18 protein-coding genes are annotated in these 21,817 nt (G+C 41.0%); 6 read left to right on the forward strand and 12 right to left on the reverse strand.

Annotation, left to right across the window (positions count from 1 at the left end):
* Window positions 1-150: 150 nt before the first annotated feature.
* Window positions 151-612 (forward strand): MaoC family dehydratase, encoded by a 462-nt coding sequence (locus tag JKG61_RS06055; RefSeq protein WP_202102089.1) that lies wholly within the window; start codon window positions 151-153, stop codon window positions 610-612.
* A 63-nt stretch (window positions 613-675) separates the two neighbouring features.
* On the opposite strand, the gene JKG61_RS06060 is transcribed toward JKG61_RS06055, so the two are convergent.
* The 4 genes from JKG61_RS06060 to metA form a co-directional block, all read right to left on the reverse strand.
* A complete protein-coding gene (locus JKG61_RS06060) occupies window positions 676-936 on the reverse strand; it encodes a hypothetical protein (RefSeq protein ID WP_202102090.1) in 261 nt (86 codons plus the stop codon).
* Window positions 937-1,063: 127 nt separating this feature from the next.
* Window positions 1,064-1,843 (reverse strand): LytR/AlgR family response regulator transcription factor, encoded by a 780-nt coding sequence (locus JKG61_RS06065; RefSeq protein WP_202102091.1) that lies wholly within the window; start codon window positions 1,841-1,843, stop codon window positions 1,064-1,066.
* Window positions 1,843-2,880: a sensor histidine kinase gene (locus tag JKG61_RS06070; protein ID WP_202102092.1), complete on the reverse strand. Its 1,038-nt coding sequence runs from the start codon at window positions 2,878-2,880 to the stop codon at window positions 1,843-1,845. The genes JKG61_RS06065 and JKG61_RS06070 overlap by 1 nt, the downstream gene beginning before the upstream one ends.
* Before the next feature lie 288 nt (window positions 2,881-3,168).
* Window positions 3,169-4,116, reverse strand: a complete 948-nt coding sequence (gene metA, locus JKG61_RS06075) for a homoserine O-acetyltransferase MetA (protein WP_202102093.1) — start codon at window positions 4,114-4,116, stop codon at window positions 3,169-3,171.
* Window positions 4,117-4,315: 199 nt separating this feature from the next.
* Here metA and JKG61_RS06080 point away from each other — a divergent pair, with 199 nt between their 5' ends.
* Window positions 4,316-4,840 (forward strand): TlpA family protein disulfide reductase, encoded by a 525-nt coding sequence (locus JKG61_RS06080; RefSeq protein ID WP_202102094.1) that lies wholly within the window; start codon window positions 4,316-4,318, stop codon window positions 4,838-4,840.
* A 46-nt stretch (window positions 4,841-4,886) separates the two neighbouring features.
* Here the strand turns inward: JKG61_RS06080 and JKG61_RS06085 are convergent, their stop codons facing one another.
* The 3 genes from JKG61_RS06085 to JKG61_RS06095 are packed head-to-tail and all read right to left on the reverse strand — an operon-like array spanning window position 4,887 to window position 8,462.
* Window positions 4,887-6,113, reverse strand: a complete 1,227-nt coding sequence (locus tag JKG61_RS06085; RefSeq protein ID WP_202102095.1) for a Glu/Leu/Phe/Val dehydrogenase dimerization domain-containing protein — start codon at window positions 6,111-6,113, stop codon at window positions 4,887-4,889.
* A gap of 33 nt (window positions 6,114-6,146) precedes the next feature.
* Window positions 6,147-7,274, reverse strand: a complete 1,128-nt coding sequence (hppD, locus tag JKG61_RS06090; protein WP_202102096.1) for a 4-hydroxyphenylpyruvate dioxygenase — start codon at window positions 7,272-7,274, stop codon at window positions 6,147-6,149.
* Window positions 7,275-7,304: 30 nt separating this feature from the next.
* Entirely contained in the window at window positions 7,305-8,462 is a 1,158-nt protein-coding gene (locus JKG61_RS06095) for a homogentisate 1,2-dioxygenase (RefSeq protein WP_202102097.1), read from the reverse strand.
* Window positions 8,463-8,774: 312 nt separating this feature from the next.
* Here JKG61_RS06095 and JKG61_RS06100 point away from each other — a divergent pair, with 312 nt between their 5' ends.
* Together JKG61_RS06100 and JKG61_RS06105 are read left to right on the forward strand one after the other, a co-directional pair.
* On the forward strand, window positions 8,775-9,749 hold the full coding sequence (locus JKG61_RS06100; RefSeq protein ID WP_202102098.1) for a fumarylacetoacetate hydrolase family protein: 975 nt from the start codon (window positions 8,775-8,777) through the stop codon (window positions 9,747-9,749).
* A 21-nt stretch (window positions 9,750-9,770) separates the two neighbouring features.
* The gene (locus JKG61_RS06105; protein ID WP_202102099.1) at window positions 9,771-10,628 is read left to right on the forward strand and encodes a flavin reductase family protein; all 858 of its coding nucleotides are present in this window, start codon (window positions 9,771-9,773) and stop codon (window positions 10,626-10,628) included.
* Window positions 10,629-10,757: 129 nt separating this feature from the next.
* Here the strand turns inward: JKG61_RS06105 and JKG61_RS06110 are convergent, their stop codons facing one another.
* The 5 genes from JKG61_RS06110 to JKG61_RS06130 form a co-directional block, all read right to left on the reverse strand.
* The gene (locus JKG61_RS06110) at window positions 10,758-11,321 is read right to left on the reverse strand and encodes a TlpA family protein disulfide reductase (protein ID WP_202102100.1); all 564 of its coding nucleotides are present in this window, start codon (window positions 11,319-11,321) and stop codon (window positions 10,758-10,760) included.
* Window positions 11,322-11,342: 21 nt separating this feature from the next.
* The gene (locus tag JKG61_RS06115) at window positions 11,343-12,431 is read right to left on the reverse strand and encodes an efflux RND transporter periplasmic adaptor subunit (protein ID WP_202102101.1); all 1,089 of its coding nucleotides are present in this window, start codon (window positions 12,429-12,431) and stop codon (window positions 11,343-11,345) included.
* Between the two features lie 4 nt (window positions 12,432-12,435).
* Entirely contained in the window at window positions 12,436-15,591 is a 3,156-nt protein-coding gene (locus JKG61_RS06120; RefSeq protein ID WP_202102102.1) for an efflux RND transporter permease subunit, read from the reverse strand.
* Between the two features lie 14 nt (window positions 15,592-15,605).
* Entirely contained in the window at window positions 15,606-16,961 is a 1,356-nt protein-coding gene (locus tag JKG61_RS06125; RefSeq protein WP_202102103.1) for a TolC family protein, read from the reverse strand.
* Window positions 16,962-17,034: 73 nt separating this feature from the next.
* On the reverse strand, window positions 17,035-17,352 hold the full coding sequence (locus JKG61_RS06130) for a hypothetical protein (protein ID WP_202102104.1): 318 nt from the start codon (window positions 17,350-17,352) through the stop codon (window positions 17,035-17,037).
* Window positions 17,353-17,763: 411 nt separating this feature from the next.
* On the opposite strand from JKG61_RS06130, the gene glmS reads away from it, so the two are divergent.
* The gene (glmS, locus tag JKG61_RS06135; protein WP_202102105.1) at window positions 17,764-19,605 is read left to right on the forward strand and encodes a glutamine--fructose-6-phosphate transaminase (isomerizing); all 1,842 of its coding nucleotides are present in this window, start codon (window positions 17,764-17,766) and stop codon (window positions 19,603-19,605) included.
* Between the two features lie 3 nt (window positions 19,606-19,608).
* Complete coding sequence (locus JKG61_RS06140; RefSeq protein WP_202102106.1) at window positions 19,609-21,783, forward strand: DUF4954 family protein; 2,175 nt, start codon at window positions 19,609-19,611, stop codon at window positions 21,781-21,783.
* The last annotated feature ends 34 nt before the right edge of the window (window positions 21,784-21,817 follow it).

Genomic DNA, 21,817 nt, shown 5'->3' on the forward strand with positions numbered 1-21,817 from the left:
GCCTTTCCTATACCCTAAAGGGCACCCTACGGAGACTACAGTAAGAAGGAATGATTAAATTAAAAAAGAAATAACTAAGGCTAAGGAAAGTTTTGCTAACTTACACCAGAAATATTTACAACTATAAATATTAAATACAACTTTCTTAAAATGGTAGTAATAAACAATTACGAGGAGTACAAATCGTTTGAAGGAAAACAATTAGGCTCTTCCGATTGGCACAAAATCGATCAAGAGCAGATCAACAGATTTGCGGACGCGACCCTAGATCACCAATGGATACATATCGATCAGGAAAAAGCAAAAACGGACAGCCCTTTCAAAACAACGATTGCCCACGGATACCTCACACTTTCCTTGATTCCTTACCTTTGGAAGCAAATTGCGGATGTAAGAAATCTAAAAATGGAAATCAACTATGGCATTGAGAATTTAAAATTTGGGCAGGCCGTGTTAGTAGACAGCGAAGTACAACTGCAAGCAAAGGTAAAATCAATACTTAACTTAAGAGGTACTGTTAAAGCATCCATAGAAGCGACATTGGTAATCAAAGACAATCCTAAACCAGCGTACGTGGGTGATGTTGTATTTCTATATCATTTCCAAGACTAAAAAGAGCCCAGCAAAAGTAGGATAGCCCTGCTTTTGCTGGGAATAATACAGGATACTATCTACTTAAGATAAGGACATAGTCCGTAATGGTATCCCCATTAAAAAACTATCCAGTTCTTCGCATTTAAAATTATACTCATCCACCTTACTAACAATCTGTGGTACCACGTGTTCATTCGACTCCACACGCAAAACCCGATCCTCATCTTCTAAATCCAAGCTCACGATAAGAGGAGTTTTCAGAGACTGTAATCCTTCTAGTATATGGATCTTATCGGTCAATGTCTGAACGTTGGTCTTGAAAATACTTACAAATTTATACATAGTTGCAATCATTGTCGTTACTGTACTTTGAATAACTTATAATCCAAAATTCACGAAAATAACTGAAATACAAAGCGCCTTTCGGTGCCAAACGGACAAAATCAGGGACGAGCCGTCCGTACCATTATCAAGCTAATTCTTTAGCCTCAAGCCAGCGTAAAAAGGTAGAGGCCTTCTCCCTACTGACGTACACACGGGAACTATGTGTTATAGCAAGATCCAACGAGAGCTTTCGCGATAAAGTATAACTCGCATGACGCAAGGCCACTCTATTAACAAGATGTTGCCGGTTCGCTCGAAAAAACACACCTCCCAACGTCTTTTCAAGATCGTCCAAACTCTTGTTCACAGCATACTCTTTGCCATCAAAAGTTTTGACAAATACATTCTCGTACTCGATGTAACACAAAGCTATATCCTCAGCAACCAATGGAATAATCCGTCCATGATGATGGACAACTAAGGCATTTTGTCTTGACTGGGCCTGCCCCAATAAATCATTATAAAGACCGTCCTTCAAATTATGGTTTATCGCCCCCTGCGAAAGTTGTCGTTGCAGACCGAAATACTTTTGCATAGTAGATTCGACGGCCCCATTCGAAATCGGTTTCAAAATATAATCAATACCGTTCGTCTTAAAAGCTTCTAACAGATAATCATCATATGCCGTACAAAAGACAATAGGTGCAGAGATCGATATTTCTTTAAAGATCTCAAAACTCAAACCATCCCCTAGTTGAATATCAGAGAAAATAAGATCCACATTGGGAGCATCACGAAAAAAGGCAATTCCCTCCTGTACAGACTGTATATACTTTACAATCTCTATCTGAGGCAGGACCAAACTCAACGTTTGGGCCAAATCTTCAGCAGCTAAGCACTCATCTTCTACTAAAACGATTCTCATTACACAATTTTAATACGTACTTCAAAAAATCCCTCTGACTCCTCGATTTCCACCCCCTGTACAAATAAATATTTATAACGCTCAATGAGATTACGTAATCCACTGCCGTTTGAATCTACTTTCTGATGTTTAATATTTTTATTATTACGGACAGATATCCATCCTTCCCGTTCCTCGACAGAAATCCGAACCGGATCCGCCACTGTAAAAGCGTTATGCTTCAAAACATTATCAACCAGTGGTTGTATAGAGAAAATAGGAAGCTGTTTCATTCGTATATCTGCCGAAATATTTACCTGATAATGCAAAGCCTCACCAAAACGGATCTTCTGCATATTGAGATAATCCTCACAAAGTTTAATCTCCTGATCTATACTAGCCAACTCACCGTTCTTCACAGAAGCAATAGTAATGCGTAAAAAATCAGAAAGTTGAACCAAATAACTCTGAGCCATATCGGGATCCTTGCGAATCAACGTCTTCAAAGTAGCTAAGGCATTAAACAAAAAATGAGGTTGAATCTGTTGACGCATCATCAAATTAATAGCCTCTTCACGAGCACGTTCCAATCGAGAGCGCTCTAACTTATGATGTGCCTTAGCATGTTCTGACATCAGAAAGTAAAGCCATAGCAGTACAACTACATTTAGTAAGCTACCCTGAACACTAATAAATGTAAAATTACGTACAGGATTCTGAATCAAAAAACTATGCAACCGATAGTCCAGAACTCCAAAAAAACGTTCGATATAGTGAAATCCCCAGATAATTAAAATGGCACTCACAAAACTGACGATCTTCACGTGTAATGGCGACTTAACAGGATCCTCTACCCGAAAATAAACGTGGATACAGATATTATTGAACGCAACAATCAGAATAACTAAAAACGTAATACAGATCTGTACAACGCTACGCGTGCTCATAAAACCTCCAGTGAAAGAAGCCAATGCAATAAGTAACGTTGCTGTCAGCGCAAAGACAAAACTTTGCTTAATCCATAGTCCAAAAGGGTAATCTATGTGGCTACATCTCATTGTCAGTGTATTAAACTATTCATGCTTTTCCTTTATCTTAAAGGCGAAAACCACCAAAATCAGGTGAAATTGTAAAAAAACAAATTATTGCAATAAAAAATTGCCTTACTACACAATAAAAACAATTCATTGTCGTTTTACTTGTAATTCATAATTTAGGTTAATAAATGGTTAGTTAGAAACGCCTGTTGCTCCCAGCTTCCGGCGTTTTTTCTTACCATTCCTGTACCTACAATCACCCAGCAAAAATATCAAAATGGCAATTGCTCTGATTTAATTAGATAACAATTAAGAATTTTGATCCCTAAGACTTCCTAAATTCGGCACATTCTTTAAATCAAACGGAGTTTCTTGGTATACAAAATAGTTAAGCCAATTATTAAACAACAAATTCGCATGGCTAACCCATCTTACCTTTGGAGGTAAAGCAGGATCATCATTTGTATAATAATTACAAGGAACATCAATCTCTAACCCTTTCTCTACATCCCGTACATATTCCTGATGTAGTGTATAAGGAGCATACTCTGAATGCCCCGTCAAATAGAACTCCCGCCCCCCTCTTGAGCTGGCGATAGCAATACCTGCTTCATCCGACTCCGAAAGAACATCTATTTCTCCACTCTTTAACAGATCTTCTTTTGAAACCGTAGTATGTCTACTATGAGGAATAAAGAATTCATCATCAAACCCTCTAAAAAGTGGATTGGTTTTATCTAAAGCAGTGTGTTGAAAAACACCAAAGACCTTTTTGTCTAAAGGTTGCTTCTCAACCCCATAAAAATGATACAATGCAGCTTGAGAAGCCCAACAGATGTACAACGTTGAAGTAACGTGAGTACGCGCCCAATCGAAAATCCGCGTAACTTCATCCCAATAAGTTACCTCTTCAAAAGCAAGCATCTCTACAGGAGCTCCCGTGATAATCATCCCGTCATAAAAATCATCAGCGATTTCAGAAAATCCCTTGTAAAACATTTCCAAATGCTCTGCAGGAGTATTCTTAGATGTATGCGATTCTAAGTTCAAAAACTCCACCTCAATCTGTAAAGGATTGTTGGACAATAACCGAACGAAATCCGTTTCTGCAGAAATTTTCAATGGCATAAGATTCAGAATGACGAGTCGAAGTGGCCGGATATCCTGCTCACTCGCGCGAAGGTCACTCATTACAAATATACTTTCGTTTTTTAACAGCTCTATCGCTGGTAAACTATCGGGTATCTTAACTGGCATACGATATTCACTTATTTCACCTTAAATAAACCGTAAAAGTACCAAAAATAAGCAGGAATAAAAAAATGCTAAAAAGCTTTCGTGGCAGGGGACCATTATTTAAGTTCCAAATGTAAAGAGCTCGTTATGTTCTTGTCGAAAAACAAAAACTGTTGTAAATTGCATACTATAACCTATTATATAAATAAAACAACAACAAATGTATAAAAGAACAATAACTAACACATTAGCCATCTTATCACTATGTTTGGCTTTTACCCTAAGCCAGGCACAGGAAAGCAATAATGGCAAAAAATTGTGGGCAAAATCTATCTTAAATGAGAAAGCACCTGAACTACAGGTAGAACAATGGCTTTCCGATGCTCCAAACACCAAAGGAAAATTTGTGCTTGTTGACTTTTGGGCAACCTGGTGTGGTCCATGCCGAAGAGTGATTCCAGAACTAAACGAATGGCAGGAAAAATATAAAGATCAATTGGTGATTGTAGGAATATCCGACGAGACTGCAGACAAAGTGCAAAATGCCAAAGACATTAAAATTGACTATTACAATGCGATAGATACGCAGGCAAGACTAAAAAAAGAGCTTGAAGTAAAAGGAATACCACACTGTATACTGTTGGACCCTCAGGGAATCGTGCGCTGGGAAGGATTCCCAACACTCGCTGATCATGAACTTACAGCTGATGTTCTTGAAACAATCATTAAAAAATATAGCAAATAAATAATAAAAAAAGGGACTTTAATATTAAAGTCCCTTTTCTTTTTGACTAAATCAATTGCCGTAAAGCAATCTCATAAGCCTTCGAAGATAGCTGTCTGCGCTCTTTCGAAACATCATAAATCGCTTTCAATGCTTGTTGTATCACTTTTGAAACATCAGAAAACAACGCGTCGTCACTGATTTCAATATTTGGCTGCATCAAATAAGCAAATACACGAGCCATACCACAATTAGCCACAAAATCCGGAATAACAGACACCTGTTGATCGGCATACTCCATCACAGGACCATAGAAGATTTCTTTATCCGCAAAAGGCACATTTGCGCCACTAGCGATTAACTCTAAGCCGTTATCCACCAATTGCTGAACATGAGATTTAGACACTAGACGAGATGCCGCAGCAGGGATAAAGATTTCCGCTCCGATCCCCCAAACTTCTTCCTGCAATTTATCCGATGGAATCATATCGGGAGATACCAACTCATTGCCATTACGATTAAGGAACAAATCTGTTATCGCCTTTTCATCAAATCCGTCCGTATTAATCAGGCCGCCCATTCGATCTATAATACCAACGATACGAACCCCCATCTTAGATAGATAAAACGCGGCTGCGGCAGCAACATTCCCCCAGCCCTGGACAATAGCTCTCTTTCCTTGGCATCCTGATTCATAGAGATCATAAAAATGACGAACAGATTCCGCTACCCCAAACCCTGTAATCATATCTGCAACTTTATACTTGCGCTTTAGATCTGGCGTATAAAAAGCATCCTCCAACACTTTAGAGACGCCATACCGCAATTGTCCGATCTGACGGATACGTTCACTCTCACGGACATTAAAATGTCCATTCAACACCCCCTCTTGAGGATGCCAGAGACCATACTCCTCGGTCATCGGGATTACATCGTGGATTTCATCGATATTGAGGTCTCCACCTGTTCCGTAATAGTTTTTCAACAAAGGCGTCACCGCTTTAAACCAACGAGCCAAAACGTCCTTTTTCCGAGGATCTTTTGGATCAAAATTAATTCCGGATTTGCCCCCCCCTATTGCTGGTCCAGATACCGTAAATTTCACCTCCATTGTTTTGGCAAGCGACTCTACTTCATTCCTATCCAACCCCGCACGCATCCGCGTACCACCACCAGCTGCTCCTCCACGTAAAGAATTGATGACAACCCATCCTTCAGCCTCCGTCTCACTATCCTTCCATTCAAATACAATCTCCGGTCTTTTGTATTCAAAATCCCTAAGTAATTCCTTCATATTATTTTAAAATCCTAAAATAGACACCTTATCTTATAAATTACCTCTTCTCTCCTGTTCGCGTTCTATAGCCTCAAACAACGCTTTAAAGTTTCCTGCACCAAAACTCTGCGCACCTTTTCGTTGGATGATTTCAAAAAATAAGGTAGGACGATCCTGAACCGGTTTTGTAAAAATCTGAAGAAGATACCCTTCCTCATCCCGATCTACCAAAATCCCCAAATCTTGGATGATTTTAATTTCTTCGTCAATTATCCCCACACGGTCCGGCAACATATCGTAATAAGCCTCAGGAGGAGCTCCTAAAAACTCAACACCACGAGCCTTTAAAGCTTTGACCGTAGAAACAATGTCATTAGTAGCTAAGGCAGCATGTTGTACGCCCTCGCCTTCGTAAAACTCCAGATATTCTTCAATCTGAGACTTTTTCTTTCCTTCTGCAGGTTCATTGATCGGAAATTTCACATAACCATTACCATTACTCATCACCTTACTCATCAAAGCCGAGTATTCCGTGTTGATCTGTTTGTCATCAAACGAAAGGATATTTACAAATCCCATCACATTTTGATACCACTCAACAGTCTCATTCATTTTATTCCAATCGACGTTACCCACACAGTGGTCTACATACAAAAGACCAGTCTCTTCAGGATTATAGTCGCTAACCCAAGCCTCGTATCCAGGTAAAAATGCACCTTTGTAGTTTTTACGTTCTACAAACATATGCACTGTCTCTCCATAGGTATAGATACCAGCTGTCCAGACCTCACCATGCTCATCCTGTGTACATAATGGTTCCTGGTATACGCGAGCTCCACGCTTAGTGGTTTCTTCAAAAGATTTTCGTGCATCATCAACCCATAAAGCCAATATCTTGACCCCGTCACCATGTTTTTTGACATGCTCCGAAATAGAATGATCCGAGCGCAGAGCAGATGTCAACACCAACCTGATTTTATTCTGCTTCAATACATAAGATGCACGATCCCGCACTCCAGTCTCTGGACCAGCGTAAGCCTCCGACTGAAAACCAAAAGCGGTCTTGTAATAATGCGCAGCTTGTTTCGCATTCCCCACATAAAACTCAATGTAATCCGTACCATTAATAGGAAGAAAATCTTGTGCTGTTGCAATTTTCTCCGCAAAAGTTTGTGCCATGATAATATATTATTGTTTATTAATTAGTTACTAATTCATCCATGATTTGTAATAATCAGGGTCTTCCAGTGCTAACGCATCCTCCGTCAGCATCAACGGCCTAAAAGGATCAATCATTACTGCCAATTCATCTGTCCGCGTTTGTCCGATACTTTTTTCAACAGTACCTGGATGCGGTCCATGTGGTATCCCTCCGGGATGCAACGTAATCTGCCCTTCCTCCACCGACTTACGGCTCATAAAATCACCATCCACATAGTACAAAAGTTCATCCGAATCGACATTACTATGGTTGTAAGGAGCCGGAACCGCTAATGGGTGATAATCATATAAGCGAGGGCAAAAACTACACAATACAAAAGCATCGGTTTCGAAAGTCTGATGCACCGGAGGAGGTTGGTGCAACATACCTGTAATAGGCATAAAGTCATGAATAGAAAATGCCCAAGGATAGTGATAACCATCCCATCCAACAAAATCAAATGGATGACTGCCATACACATACGGATAGATCAATCCCTCTTTTTTGATCTTGACCTCAAAATCGCCTACTTCATCAAAAGTCTCCAGATTTTCAGGAATGCGGATATCACGTTCATAAAATGGAGCGTGCTCCATCAATTGTCCAAATTCATTGCGGTAACGCTTTGGCGTACGGACTGGAGAAAAAGACTCTACGATCAACAAACGATTTGCCGTATCCTCAAAGTGCAACTGGTAAATTGTACCCCTCGGGATCACCAGATAGTCACCGTAAGAAAATGTGATCTGTCCATATCCGGTTTTTAAAACACCTCGTCCCTCATGGATAAAGATGATTTCATCGGCCTGACTATTCTTATAAAAATAGTCTGTCATCGAATGTCGGGGAGCGGCCAAGGAGATGTGAAGATCCTGATTCACCAACACGGGCTTACGACTCTCCAAATAATCATCGGCAGGAGCCAATGAAAATCCTTTCAGACTGGTATGCTTCAGATGTTTCTCCCGTGCAATTTTTGGAGAAACATCATAAGGCTCTCTTATTTGTCGCACCAAAGTTGGCGGATGACAGTGATATACAAGAGAGTAAACACTAGAAAAACCATGTGTTGAAACCAATTCTTCGGCGTATAAATCGCCATTTTCTTTTTTAAATACGGTATGTCGCTTGTTGGGGACCTTCCCGAGCTTATGATAAAATGCCATAATCCTCTGGTTTAAAACAGTTAAAAAACAAAAAATGAAATACTCGATAAGCCTAGTTACGAGTTAAGTGAAATAAGGGGCTTAATACTGTGCAAACACAATCTCTGCTAGCATCGCTTTAATAAAAGCAATCAATCCTAAGGATAACTTTGGGGTATATACACAAAGATTGTACATAGCAGGGTTTATAATATGGTATAAAGATAAAAATATTTTCCAATATAATCCGACGAAAAAATTTTAATATTTATAATCATATGTATATTTGCACCGTAAATCTATAATTGAACCCTTTTTAATGCCACTCTTTTTATGAGAATTGTAACCTGTCTTCATGACAACGCCGAACATCTCGCTATTTTAATAGATACAACAGTTTACCGTTGCGCTGAAATCAGCGATCAACTCCCCACCTCTATGCAGGAATTCTTAAATGGAGGCCATCCAAACATACTTACCTTGCAGCAGGCAGAAAAGAAAATTAAAAATGGCTCCATCAATATAAAAGGAACAAACATAACAGAGGCTCAATTAATCGCACCTGTGCCCCACCCGACTTCCTGTAGAGATGCCTATGCTTTTAGACAGCATGTAGTCACCTCAAGACGTAATCGGGGCTTAGACATGATTCCGGAGTTCGATCAATTTCCCGTATTCTATTTCACAAACCATAACGCTATTTATGGCCCTGGAAATATTCCCTGTATGCCCCTCCATATGCAACAATTAGACTTCGAACTTGAAGTAGCAATAGTCATTAATAAAAGAGGAAAAAATATTAAAGCTGCAGAGGCTGACGACTATATAGCAGGCTATATGATCATGAACGACATCAGTGCCCGTAAGCTACAGCTGGAAGAAATGAAACTAAATTTAGGTCCGGCAAAAGGGAAAGACTTCGCGACCGTAATAGGTCCTTATTTGGTCACTAAAGACGAATTATTACCCTATAAAACACCTCACTACAAAGGTCATACGGGTGACTCTTACAATCTAGAAATGACATGTAAGGTAAACGGAAAGCAGGTTTCTCTAGGCAATTTTGCAGATATGGACTGGACCTTTGCTGAAATCATAGAGCGTGCATCCTATGGTGTAGAACTTTTTCCAGGCGATGTAATAGGATCCGGAACCGTAGGAACCGGTTGCTTTCTCGAGCTCAATGGCACAGCACGCCTAGAAAACCCAAACCATACAGACCAATGGCTACAGGATGGCGATACGGTTACGCTTGAAGTAACGGGGCTTGGCCTATTGGAAAACAAAATAGTATTAACAAACGAATAACGACCCTTATAAGTAGCGAAAATGAGTAATATAATAAGCTTCGACCCGAAAAAAGATCAGGCAATATTCGACAATCTGATCAAATATGCAATTGCACCTAGGCCTATATGTTTCGCCAGTACCATATCAAAAAATGGACAGGTCAACCTTAGCCCCTTCAGCTATTTCAATCTCATGTCGCACCAACCTCCCGTATGCGTATTCTCTCCATTGAGGCGTATGCGAGATGGCTCCACCAAACACACGCTCGAGAATATCTTGGAAGTAGACGAAGTCGTCATCAACATCGTAAACTACGATCTAGTACAACAACAATCTTTAGCAAGTACCGAATATGCCGAAGGAGTCGACGAGTTCAAAAAAGCAGGCCTCACTCCACTCCCTTCGACTTATATAAAACCACCTCGCGTAGCCGAGTCCCCAATTCAACTCGAATGCAAGGTGCAACGCGTCATACCGCTGAGTGATCTTCCTGGCGCTGGAAATCTTGTCATTGCTGAAGTATTGGCCATGCATGTGCAGGCTCATCTATTGGACGACAAAAATAATGTCAAACAACATGAACTGGACCTAGTAGCTAGACTTGGAGGCGATTGGTACTGTCGGGTGACACAGGACAACCTATTTATCGTCCCCAAACCACTTCGTAATTTAGGTATTGGGGTAGACAACCTACCCGAAGCCATCCGTCTATCTAAAGTACTGACCGGAAATCATCTAGGCTTACTGGCCAATGTAGAAATCATCCCGTCCCTAGACAATACCGTAGACGTAAATATCGATTACAGTGATTCAACGCACATACATAGCTTTGTCGCACAATTGCTAGATCAAGGAAAATTACAAGAAGCCTGGCAAGTGCTATTACGAAGTATATAGGGATGTTTAAAACTTGCCCCGTCAACTTTAGAAAAACGAGCGCTCAATTTGTATAAATTGAGCGCTCGTTTTATGTAAATTGAGCGCTCAATTTTCTAAAAGAACGCGGCCACCAATATCCACCTTCAGCTACTCGGCAATCAGCTTCAACAATCCATCCTTAATATTAGGGTTACCAAAATCCACCATCCCCGTATGCTGTACAGCGACCTCGCCACGCTTATCCAAAATCACAGTCATCGGAATGGAGCTCGTCTCCAATTCAGAAGGTAATGGGCCGTGCAAGGTATACAACGGGAGATCAAATTTATTCTTCGCCATAAACTTAGAAGCACCTTTAATATCCTCATCCACATCAATAGCCATGAATACGATATCCTTATTTGACTTAAAATCCAAAAATAACGTGTTCAATGAAGGCATTTCCCGGATACAGGGAGGACACCAAGTCGCCCAAAAATTCATAACCACCACCTTCCCACGAAGGGAGTCCAAGGTCGTAACCCGATTATTGATATCTACAAAACTTGCACTCAAGCCAACTGTAACCTCTTTCACATCCGTTCCTACTTTTTCCATAGCGATCGAATCTGCTAGAATAGTATTTTCTTTATCACCTGTCTCTTTAGTGTTATTGGCACAACCAACAACCAGTAGTGCCCCGGCAATCAACAACATCATTTTTCTTTCCATATCTGTATAATATTAATAGTGTTACTTCATTAAAGCCTTCACAACCTTTCCATCCGTAAGCTCTTCAGACGCACGGTTTACAACCCTATCTTCTGTCGTTATAGGCCCAAATACCTCAACCAGGTTTTCGTACGAAATACCCAAGCGTACCGGAACGCGTTCTGTCTTCCCATCTTCTACTACCCGTATTACAAACACGCCAGACTGTGCATTGACCACAGCCTCTTTAGGTACAAAGATAGTCTTCTGTGCCCGCTTCAAAGAAAGCTGTACATCAGCAAAATCTCCACCAATCAAACTTTTATCTCCATTAGGCACCTCAAATTCCAAACTCAACGAACGCGTTGTAGGGTCTATAAATTTAGCATTTCTCTTCAATTTGGTTGTAAACGTTCGATTAGGAATACTCAATACCTGAAATTCGGCAACAGTACTATCCGACACCGCCTGTCCATGCACCTCAGGTACCACAACCTTCAACTTCAGTTTATCATTGGCCACCAAATTGAACATAGGTACACCACTGTCACCCAGCAACGCTCCCGTAGAAAAATTACGTTGCGTAATAACACCGGAAAAAGGTGCACGGATCAATAAATAATCCTCCATATACTTCGATTTTTGATAAGCACCTCCTGCTTCTACAACAGCAGCACTATCCCGCAACATATCACCGTAAGCACGTTCCAGCTCCAAGGCGGATATAGCTCCTTTTTTGCGTCCATCGACATCATGCAAACGCTTATAACGTAATTTACTAACCTCATAATTCGCCAATAACTGATGTTGCTTCGCACGATCGGATGTACTCTGTACATCCATTTCAGGAGCCTCCATTCGAGCGAGGAGTTGCCCTTTTTGCACATAATCGCCTACATCGACATGAATCTGCCGAACGAACCCCTTGACCTTTGAAAATAACGCCACCGACTCCTGTGGCTGTAGTTCCCCCGTCAACTTAATACGATACTGCGGTTGTAACGATTGAGGATGAGAGACTGCTAGCTCCAGCATCTCCCCTTTCTTGTCTGTCTGCTCCTGTTTATCACTGCCTTGTTGCTTACACCCAAGGAATACCATGAAAACTAACAAAAAACTATATCTTATCATCTTTTTAATTATTATAAAACTTACTATTTACATCATCAGGATCTAGAGAAGGTTCCAAATACGTAGCCTTCTTCATCATCAGTGAGAAAATAAGAGGAATCATCAATAAAATCACTAACGTAGAGCTAATCAAACCTCCAATTACTGCTTGACCAAGAGGTGCAATCTGCTCGCCTCCGTCGCCCATACCCAATGCCATCGGAATCATCCCCGCTACCATAGCTGCAGCTGTCATCAAAATAGGACGCAGACGGGATTTGGCGGCGATTATCGCCGCAAAACGGGCTGAAATAAAATATTTCTTACGATTCTGCTCTGCTTGATTCACCAAAAGAACCGCATTCGAAACCGACACCCCAATAGACATGATAATACCCATATAAGACTGCAGGTTCAACGTACTTCCAAATATCCAAATGAAAAAAGAACTACCTGCAATCACAGCTGGGACAACGGATAGAATAACAAGACTGACACGTACCGATTGGTAGTAAGCACTCATCATAAAGAAAATAACTACAATCGCGATCGAAAGCCCTACCAAAAGCCCTGACAATGTTTCTTCTAACAACGTCAACGTTCCTTCCTTCCAAACACGCATCCCCTTCGGGACCTCACCTATTTCGCTTAGCGCCTGATCAACGGCTTTATTCGCAGTACCTAAATCCGTCTGGTGAAGGTCTGCCAAAATCGTAACATAACGATTCGGTCCTCTACGATTTACCTGTCCCGCTACAGTGCTATGGGTAATAGTAGCCACGTCCTCCAATATCGGATAACTCTTTCCTTTTTGTAATGGCATCGCACGCAGATCTTCAACAGCTTGTATTAGATTTTCAGGAACCTGTACCTGAACCTGAAACACCAGCCCCGATTTGGGATCTACCCAAAGGTTCTTGTCTGTAAATCGAGTCGAAGAAGTCGTTGCAGAGATATTGCGTGACACCTCTTGGACGGTCAAACCATATTGTGCGAGACGCTTACGATCGAGTTTGATATCAATAATGGGATAATGCAAAGGTTCTGCAATCTGTACATCCCTCAAAAAGTCATAATCTGACAGTTTAGACACCAACTTTTTAGCATAAGATTCGGCAGCCATCAGCTGTGGTGCACTCACTTTGACCTCTACAGGTGTCATCGAACCTTGGCCTATGATTTTATCCATCAGCTCCATCGGTTCGAAGTTGATGGTTACCGTAGGAAAATCTTTATCAACCCGTTCACGGATCTGTTCTTTTAATACATCATTCTTTAGACCGATTTTCTTTTTATCCAAAGACAATTGTAAAACGCCCTCACCAGTCGTACTGTTAAAAAGAAAAATAGGGTTAATAGGATTTGCAGAAGGGTGCATACCGACAAAAGCTGAACTTATCTTCACACTATTTTCAGGTAGCATTGCTGTAATAGATTCTCCAATTTTACGAACGGTCTCTTCTGTATGTTCGAGACGTGTACCTTCCGGAAGCCGTATACGCAACTGAAAGTCACCACCTTCAGAACGTGGCAAAATATCCGTCCCCAAAAGCGAAAACATCAAAAAGATAGCTCCGAAACTCAGGATCAAATAACCTATTGTAGGCACTATCGAACGACGCACTAGGCGACGCACCAAAAAGGCATACTTCACATTCACACGCTCCATAAATGACCGCTTGCGACGAACGAACTGCCCGTGTACCTTAGACTTCATAATCCAATTGGCCATAATAGGAACAAAAGTCTGCGAAGCAATAAAAGAAGCGATCATCGCGAATGCGACAGCAAGCGACAAGGGCATAAACATATCCCGAGGTATACCACTCATCATAAATGCAGGAGTAAGCACAGCTAGGATACTTAATAAAATTAACAACTTGGGTGCTGAAATCTCTAACAACGCATCCAGGATAGCTCGGGCTTTAGACTTACCCAGTTCCATATGTTGGTGAATATTTTCAATGGTAACCGTAGCTTCATCCACCAGAATACCAATCGAAAGAGCCAAACCGCTTAAAGTCATAATATTAACACTCTGACCAAAGAAATAGAGTGTGATTACTGCTGTGATAATAGCGATTGGAATGGTCAAAACCACAATTAACGCCCCCCGGACATCTCCTAGAAAAAGAAAAACCATCAGGCCTGTCAGCAACGCACCCAAAGCTCCCTCAAAAATCAGATTAGATAACGAACGGGAGATATACACCGACTGGTCAAAAGCATAACTGATTTTAACCCCTTCAGGCAATAGATTCTCCAGCATGGGCAACGATTTCTTAAGATTGTCCACCGCTGTTAGTGTAGATGCATCGGGTTTCTTAATGATAGGAAGATAAACAGATCGTTTACCATTGATTAAGGCATAGCCCACCGTTTGATCTGCTGCGTCCATCACTGTAGCGACATCTCCGACCAACAAGGTGCGCCCTGGCATGATCTTAATAGGGGTTTGTAAAAACTCATCGACACCATCAGCAATAGAGTTTACCGGTGCCATAAGATTTTTGTCTCCCAATCGCACATTACCTGCAGGCGAAGGAACCGAGTTTTTAGTAATCGCCAATGTGACCTCTTCTGGACTCAAGCCTGCTGCCTTCATCTTTTGAGGATCAATATTCACCACCAAACTACGCATATTACCTCCAAATGGAGCCGGAGCCGTAATACCAGGTATATTGACAAACATAGGCCTTACTTTAGTAATAGCCATAGTCTGAAGTTCCGTCACGGAGTGTTTTTCACTATCAAAAACCAATTGTCCTACGGGAAGAGAGCTCCCGTCAAAACGGACCACCATAGGTGGCACGGCACCTGGTGGCAAAAAACCCATGGCACGCGACACCTGCATACTCAGCTCGGCCGAAGCCTGGGACATATCCGTACCCGGATAAAAAGTCAATTTCATTAGCGAAAGACCTTGGATGCTTTTAAAATCCAATTCCTTAACACCGTTGACAAAAAGTAAAACCTTCTGAAACTCGTTCGCCATAAAGCCGTCCATATAGGCAGGCGAAAGCCCCCCATAGGGCATCGCTATATACATAGCAGGTGACTCAATCTCTGGAAAGATATCCACCTTAATCTTTTGAATAACCGGCCACGAAAAATAAGCAATCGCTATGATAACCATAATGAATGCAATAGGCTTCCGAAGCGCTGTTCTAATAATATTCATATGTGTATTACGATTTAAAAATGTTGGATAACGGGGTTAATATTCGCCTCCAGAAAAGCACGCTTTAAAACAATATTCCAATAGTTATAATACTGCAATAGATTTTGCTTCTCAATCTGAAGTAAGATAGCTTGAACCTGTAAAAGTTCGGCCAAATTAATAAGCCCACCTTCATAGCGTACCTTATACATCTCATAAGCCTCCGAAGCCTGTTGCTTACTACGATCCGACTCCACCAGACCGGCAGCAGTCTGCCGCTCTTGAGTCGACAGATCCAGTAAACGCTGCTCCAATTCATTATCTAACAATCGGTATTCGTCCTCGACTTTGCTCCGCTTGGCTTCGAAAATCTTACGATTAGACTTAGCCGTAAATAGCTGTTGTAAATTCCAGTTCACCCCTACGCCAACAAAATAATTATGGGCATAGTTCTGAAACATATCACCATAACTATTGGAGGCCACACCTGATGACGAGACTCCCGAACTCCGGCTAGAAAGAGCACCTATCCCTATAATTTGAGGCAATACTTGTTTGCTGGATTTCTTGACCAATTGGTCTAGTTTTTCCGTTTCAGTCTTCTTGATTTCTAATAAGGGCTGGAGTACATCTCCCCCTGTTTCCGCTTTCAACAAAACAAAAAAACGGGCTGCAGACTGAGCTGCTGGATTGACTGCCCCTCCAACAAATTCCGAAAGCGCATACACGCCACCTTTCAACTGTCCAGAAACATGAGATAGCTCAGACTGCACATTGTTTAATGAAGAAGATACAAGCAGCGTATCCGCACTTGGGACAATACCACTGGTCGCCAGATCCCGAGTGAGTTCCAAAATATCCTGATACCTCTTCAGGTGCTCATGATACCAATCCGAAAGAATCTGGTAATACAGGTAATTTATATAACGTTGGGAAAGTTCATTCTGTACCAATAGCGTATATTGATTTGCTTCCCATGTAGACTGCTTTATCGCTGTAGATCCCAGAGCTTTGTCTAAATTTTTCCGTCCAAAATTGACCAAATCCCAATTTAGACTACTTGTAGCATATTGATTAAACGTATTAGAAGAACCACCCGAGGTATTTGAGCCACTGATATTAAAAATGCCCGGCATGGGATAAAAGGCCCCCGAAACATTATTCAACGAGCTTAATCCCTGTTGGTACTGGAGCCATACCTGTGGTTTATAACGCTCCAATGAAGACGCACTATCCAATCGGGAAATACCGATTTCCTGGTCTTTTATAGAAAATCCTTTATAATTTGCTTTTGTCTGCTGCCAATAGTCCTCGAGTACTTGACCATGCACATTATTAGTGATAAGTCCTGTCCCAATGACGAGCAAACAAGCACATAACTTGTTGATCATCGATTAAAATTTATAGTAAAAAACACAATTAGAATAAAGAGCCCGTAGGCTTAACTTTAACAGTGTTTAAATCCTATAAATTGAACCGTTTTATAAAAAGGAATAGATTATTGGAGCCATAATAATAGGCCCGTGGTGGGTAAACTCTAGAACTTTTTTGGGAAACACCTAAAAATAGAACAAAAAAGAAAGCCAATAACAATACCGAAGGAGAAAAATCGATATCGGAATGACCTACCTTCACTAAATTTTCTTTAATCTCCAATACACAAGGTGCTTCTAAAGGCGTAATCAATTTAGAATGCTTGATGGTCAATCCCGAAGAAGGTTGCGATGTAGAGCTAAGCTTAATAGATGCCTTAATAGGACAAGAGGTCAGAATAAACACCATAAAAATGCCTATGATTCGCATTATACATGCAAATGAGCTATTTTTTATAGTATATAAATTATTCATCAGTACAAACCTACATAAATTTACCACTATACGCAATATAATCGCTTTCGAATATAAAATTCTGTAGCTCTCCTCAGCCTAAAAACACCTTTAATTGAGGAAATATAGACTATTCCTCCTCAGAATAAAATAGATGTAACGCCTATTTTACCTTTTCAAGACATCATTTGACACGCTAGAGATATCCCTCCCAATAAGATATTGACAGAATTAACTTTCAAAACTTTCCATTTTGCCATCTATACGACTTAAAAAATATCTTTTTGAAAAAACAGACAACGCAATCGATTGTTTAGAAGGAATTATTTATTTTTGTAGTCCTATTAACAGATTAAACTTGATACTATGTGTGGAATTGTCGGCTATGTAGGCCATCGACAAGCATACCCCTATTTAATAGAGGGATTGCGTAAACTAGAATACCGCGGATACGATAGCGCAGGAATCGCGCTCCATTCTCAACAACAATTACTAATATCCAAAACAGCTGGTAAGGTGGCTGCATTAGAAGAGTTGACGAAAACAATAGACCTTTCTGCCAAAACAGGAATAGGACATACCAGATGGGCTACCCATGGGGTACCATCCGATCACAATGCCCACCCCCATCGCTCACAGAATGGAAAACTGGCATTGGTACACAATGGTATTATTGAGAATTACGCAACAATAAAAGAAGAGCTACTCAAAAAAGGCTATACCTTCAAAAGTGATACAGACTCCGAAGTACTGCTCAATTTCATTGAAGACATCAAAACAAATAATGCCTGTACGCTCGAAGAAGCAATACGTATCGCCTTAAAACGTATTACAGGAGCTTATGTCATCCTCGTACTGGACGAAGACAGCCCAAACACGATTATAGCTGCAAGAAAAGGTAGCCCACTGGTCATCGGAATTGGCAATGGCGAACATTTCTTAGGCTCTGATGCATCCCCTATGTTGGGACATACCAAAGAAGTCGTTTATATCAATGACTATGAGCTGGCAATTATAAAACCTGATGAGCTGATCCTAAAAAACCTAGGTAACGATATCGTAACGCCATTCGTACAAAAATTGGATATGGAATTGGCCAGCATAGAAAAAGCAGGCTACCCGCACTTTATGCTGAAGGAGATATTTGAGCAACCTAAAGCAATTCAGGATTGTCTAAGAGGAAGATTAGATAGCACCACGCACCAGATTACCCTAAGCGGGTTAGAAAAAGTAAAAGACAAACTTCTAACTGCACATCGCATCATTATCGTTGCCTGTGGCACCAGCTGGCATGCGGCACTCCTAGCAGAATATTGGATTGAAGAGCTCTGTCGTGTTCCTGTTGAAGTAGAATATGCCTCTGAATTCAGATACAGAAATCCAATCGTGGGACCAGATGATCTGATCATAGCCATATCACAAAGTGGAGAAACCGCGGATACACTCGTCGCACTTGAAAACGCAAAGCAACATGGTGCTACTATATTTGGGGTCGTCAATGTTGTCGGATCCTCCATTGCCAGACTATCTGATTCGGGCATCTACACACACGCCGGACCAGAAATAGGAGTAGCCAGTACAAAAGCATTTACGACTCAGCTTGCAGCTCTTTTATTATTCGCAATCAAGCTCGCGCAATACAAACAAAAAATAGATACCGCTACCAGCAACACGCTTATCAACGAACTACAGGCTGTACCTGATAAGGTACAGGAGATCTTAAATTCACAACTCGAAAAGATAAAGAGTATAGCCCATAAATATGTGGACGCAAAAGATTTTCTATACCTAGGTCGTGGATATAACTTTCCGATAGCATTAGAAGGCGCTCTAAAACTCAAAGAAATCTCATACATCCATGCAGAAGGCTATCCAGCAGCTGAAATGAAACATGGACCGATTGCATTGGTAGACGAAAATCTACCGGTATTGTTCATTGCTACAAAAGATAAAATACAAGAAAAGATAATCAGCAATATGCAAGAGATAAAAGCCCGTTCGGGACAGCTCATTGCACTGGTATCAACCGATGACACCTTCGTGTCTTCCATGGCCGACGACAGTATCGAAATACCTGAAGCTCACGAAACCATAGCGCCTATACTATCCACTATTCCTCTACAGCTATTGGCTTACTATATCGGTATTGCCAGAGGCTGTGACGTGGACAAACCTAGAAATTTAGCTAAATCAGTAACGGTAGAATAGACGATGACATTCATTTCAAAAGAGCCGCTACACGCCTTGGGATATGGCTTTGTAACCGAAAAAGAGGTATCTGGACTAACAAACGAGTACGATATACGTAATCAACAGTTGGGAACAGATAAGGAATTCAGACAGCTCACAGCCCAAGAGATTCAACAGCTAACCAACCAGCTCAATTACAGTTCGGACTGGTCGAAGGTATGGGTTAGCGAACCCTTTTTCCCGGAACAGATCCAGCATTCCAAATTTTATGGATTGGTAAGGATAGGTGCTATGGAACAGACTTACCTTTCTTATAGGGACCTACGCCTTCCTACAGGAATATACAATTCGACCATAGTAAGCTCCGATATCGGAGCATGTTCTGCGATACATCATGTGCGTTATATGGCACATTTCATCATTGGAGAACAGGTACTGCTCTCCAATATCAATGAAATGGAAACCAGCAATAACGCCAAATTTGGAAACGGCATCCTCAAAAAAGGAGAATCTCCAGACAAAAGGATCTGGATGGAATTATGTAATGAAAATGGGGGGCGATCCGTCGTCCCCTTCGATGGCATGCAAGCGGCAGATGTCTACCTATGGTCACGCCATCGAGAAGATTCCCTATTCCAAAACCGCCTATTAGAAATAACGGATAGGCATTTCTCCACACAACGGGGATACTATAGCATCCTAGCCGACAATGTGGTATTGAAGAACTCAAATACGATCAAGGATGTTAAAATAGGTCCTTATGCATACATAAAAGGAGTAAATAAGCTGAAAAACGTAACGGTAAACTCCAGTAAAGAAGCATTCACACAAATCGGAGAAGGATGTGAAATTGTAAATGGAATAATTGGTTACGGTTGCCGCGTTTTCTATGGTGTCAAAGCTGTTAGGTTTATATTATCTTCACATTCACAGCTGAAATATGGAGCCAGACTGATCAACTCTTTTTTAGGCGACAACTCCACTATATCCTGTTGCGAAGTACTCAACTCGTTACTGTTCCCTTCTCACGAGCAACATCACAATAACTCCTTCCTATGCGCAGCATTGATAAAAGGACAAAGCAATATGGCTGCTGGAGCCACGATAGGTTCCAATCATAATTCAAGAGCTGCAGATGGTGAGATAATAGCAGGAAGAGGGTTTTGGCCCGGTCTATGTGTCAGTATCAAACATAATTCAAAATTTGCCTCTTATACCCTACTTGTAAAAGGCGACTTTCTACATGAGCTTGATATCAGAATACCATTCTCTCTCGTCAGCAATGAAGCCGACAAAAACCGTTTATTGATAGTTCCTGGATATTGGTTTCTCTACAATATGTATGCCCTGATGCGTAATACAACCAAATTCAACGATCGCGACAAACGAACACTAAAAAATCAATACCTCGAATATGATGTTTTAGCACCAGATACCGTTAATGAAATGTTTGATGCCCTACAGGAGATAGAAATGGCGGTAGGCCAGGCCTGGCCGGAGATAGAACCCGAAGCCACAGCTCAAATCCGTGGACGCCAACTCTTAATGGATCCAAATTTTGATTTAAACCAACGTGAGGTATATCTCACGGATACAGAATTCTCAAATCGCAAAGTTGTAGTAGTGAAAGCGAGAGCATGTTATCATACTTTCAAGCGTATGATTCATTATTATGGGGCAGTACACCTTGCTGATTGTCTCGAGAAGGGCACATGTGGAACATCCGCTCCAAGTGCTATTCCGGAACAAAGAGAGCACTTTGAAAATGTGGGAGGCCAATTGATTCCACAAAAACATATAAAGACACTGATAGAGGATATCAAAACGCAAAAAATTGATTCCTGGAATGAGGTGCACGAGCGTTATCATACCTGGAGTAAATTATACCCACAAAGTAAAATCGATCACGCTTTAGCTTCTCTAGCACAGATTACGGAGACCTCACCGGCAGACTGGGACACCGATTTTATCAACCACACATTAGCGCAGAGCCTCGATACTAAAAAGTGGATTTACAGCGAAATCAAAAAATCAAGAGGAAAGGATTATGAAAACCCATTCCGGATGTTAACCTATAACTCCAAAGAAGAAATGGAAAAAGTAGTCGGAAAATTAGAGGAAAACAGTTTCTTGATCAAGCAACAAGCGGAGTTCACTTGCTACGAAGAAAAAATCGCTAAAATAACAACAAAATAAATATTGTATCTTAGTTGTATCATAAATTAAGCTT

The organism is Sphingobacterium faecale (genome assembly GCF_016746095.1).
Taxonomy (GTDB): Bacteria; Bacteroidota; Bacteroidia; order Sphingobacteriales; family Sphingobacteriaceae; genus Sphingobacterium; species Sphingobacterium faecale.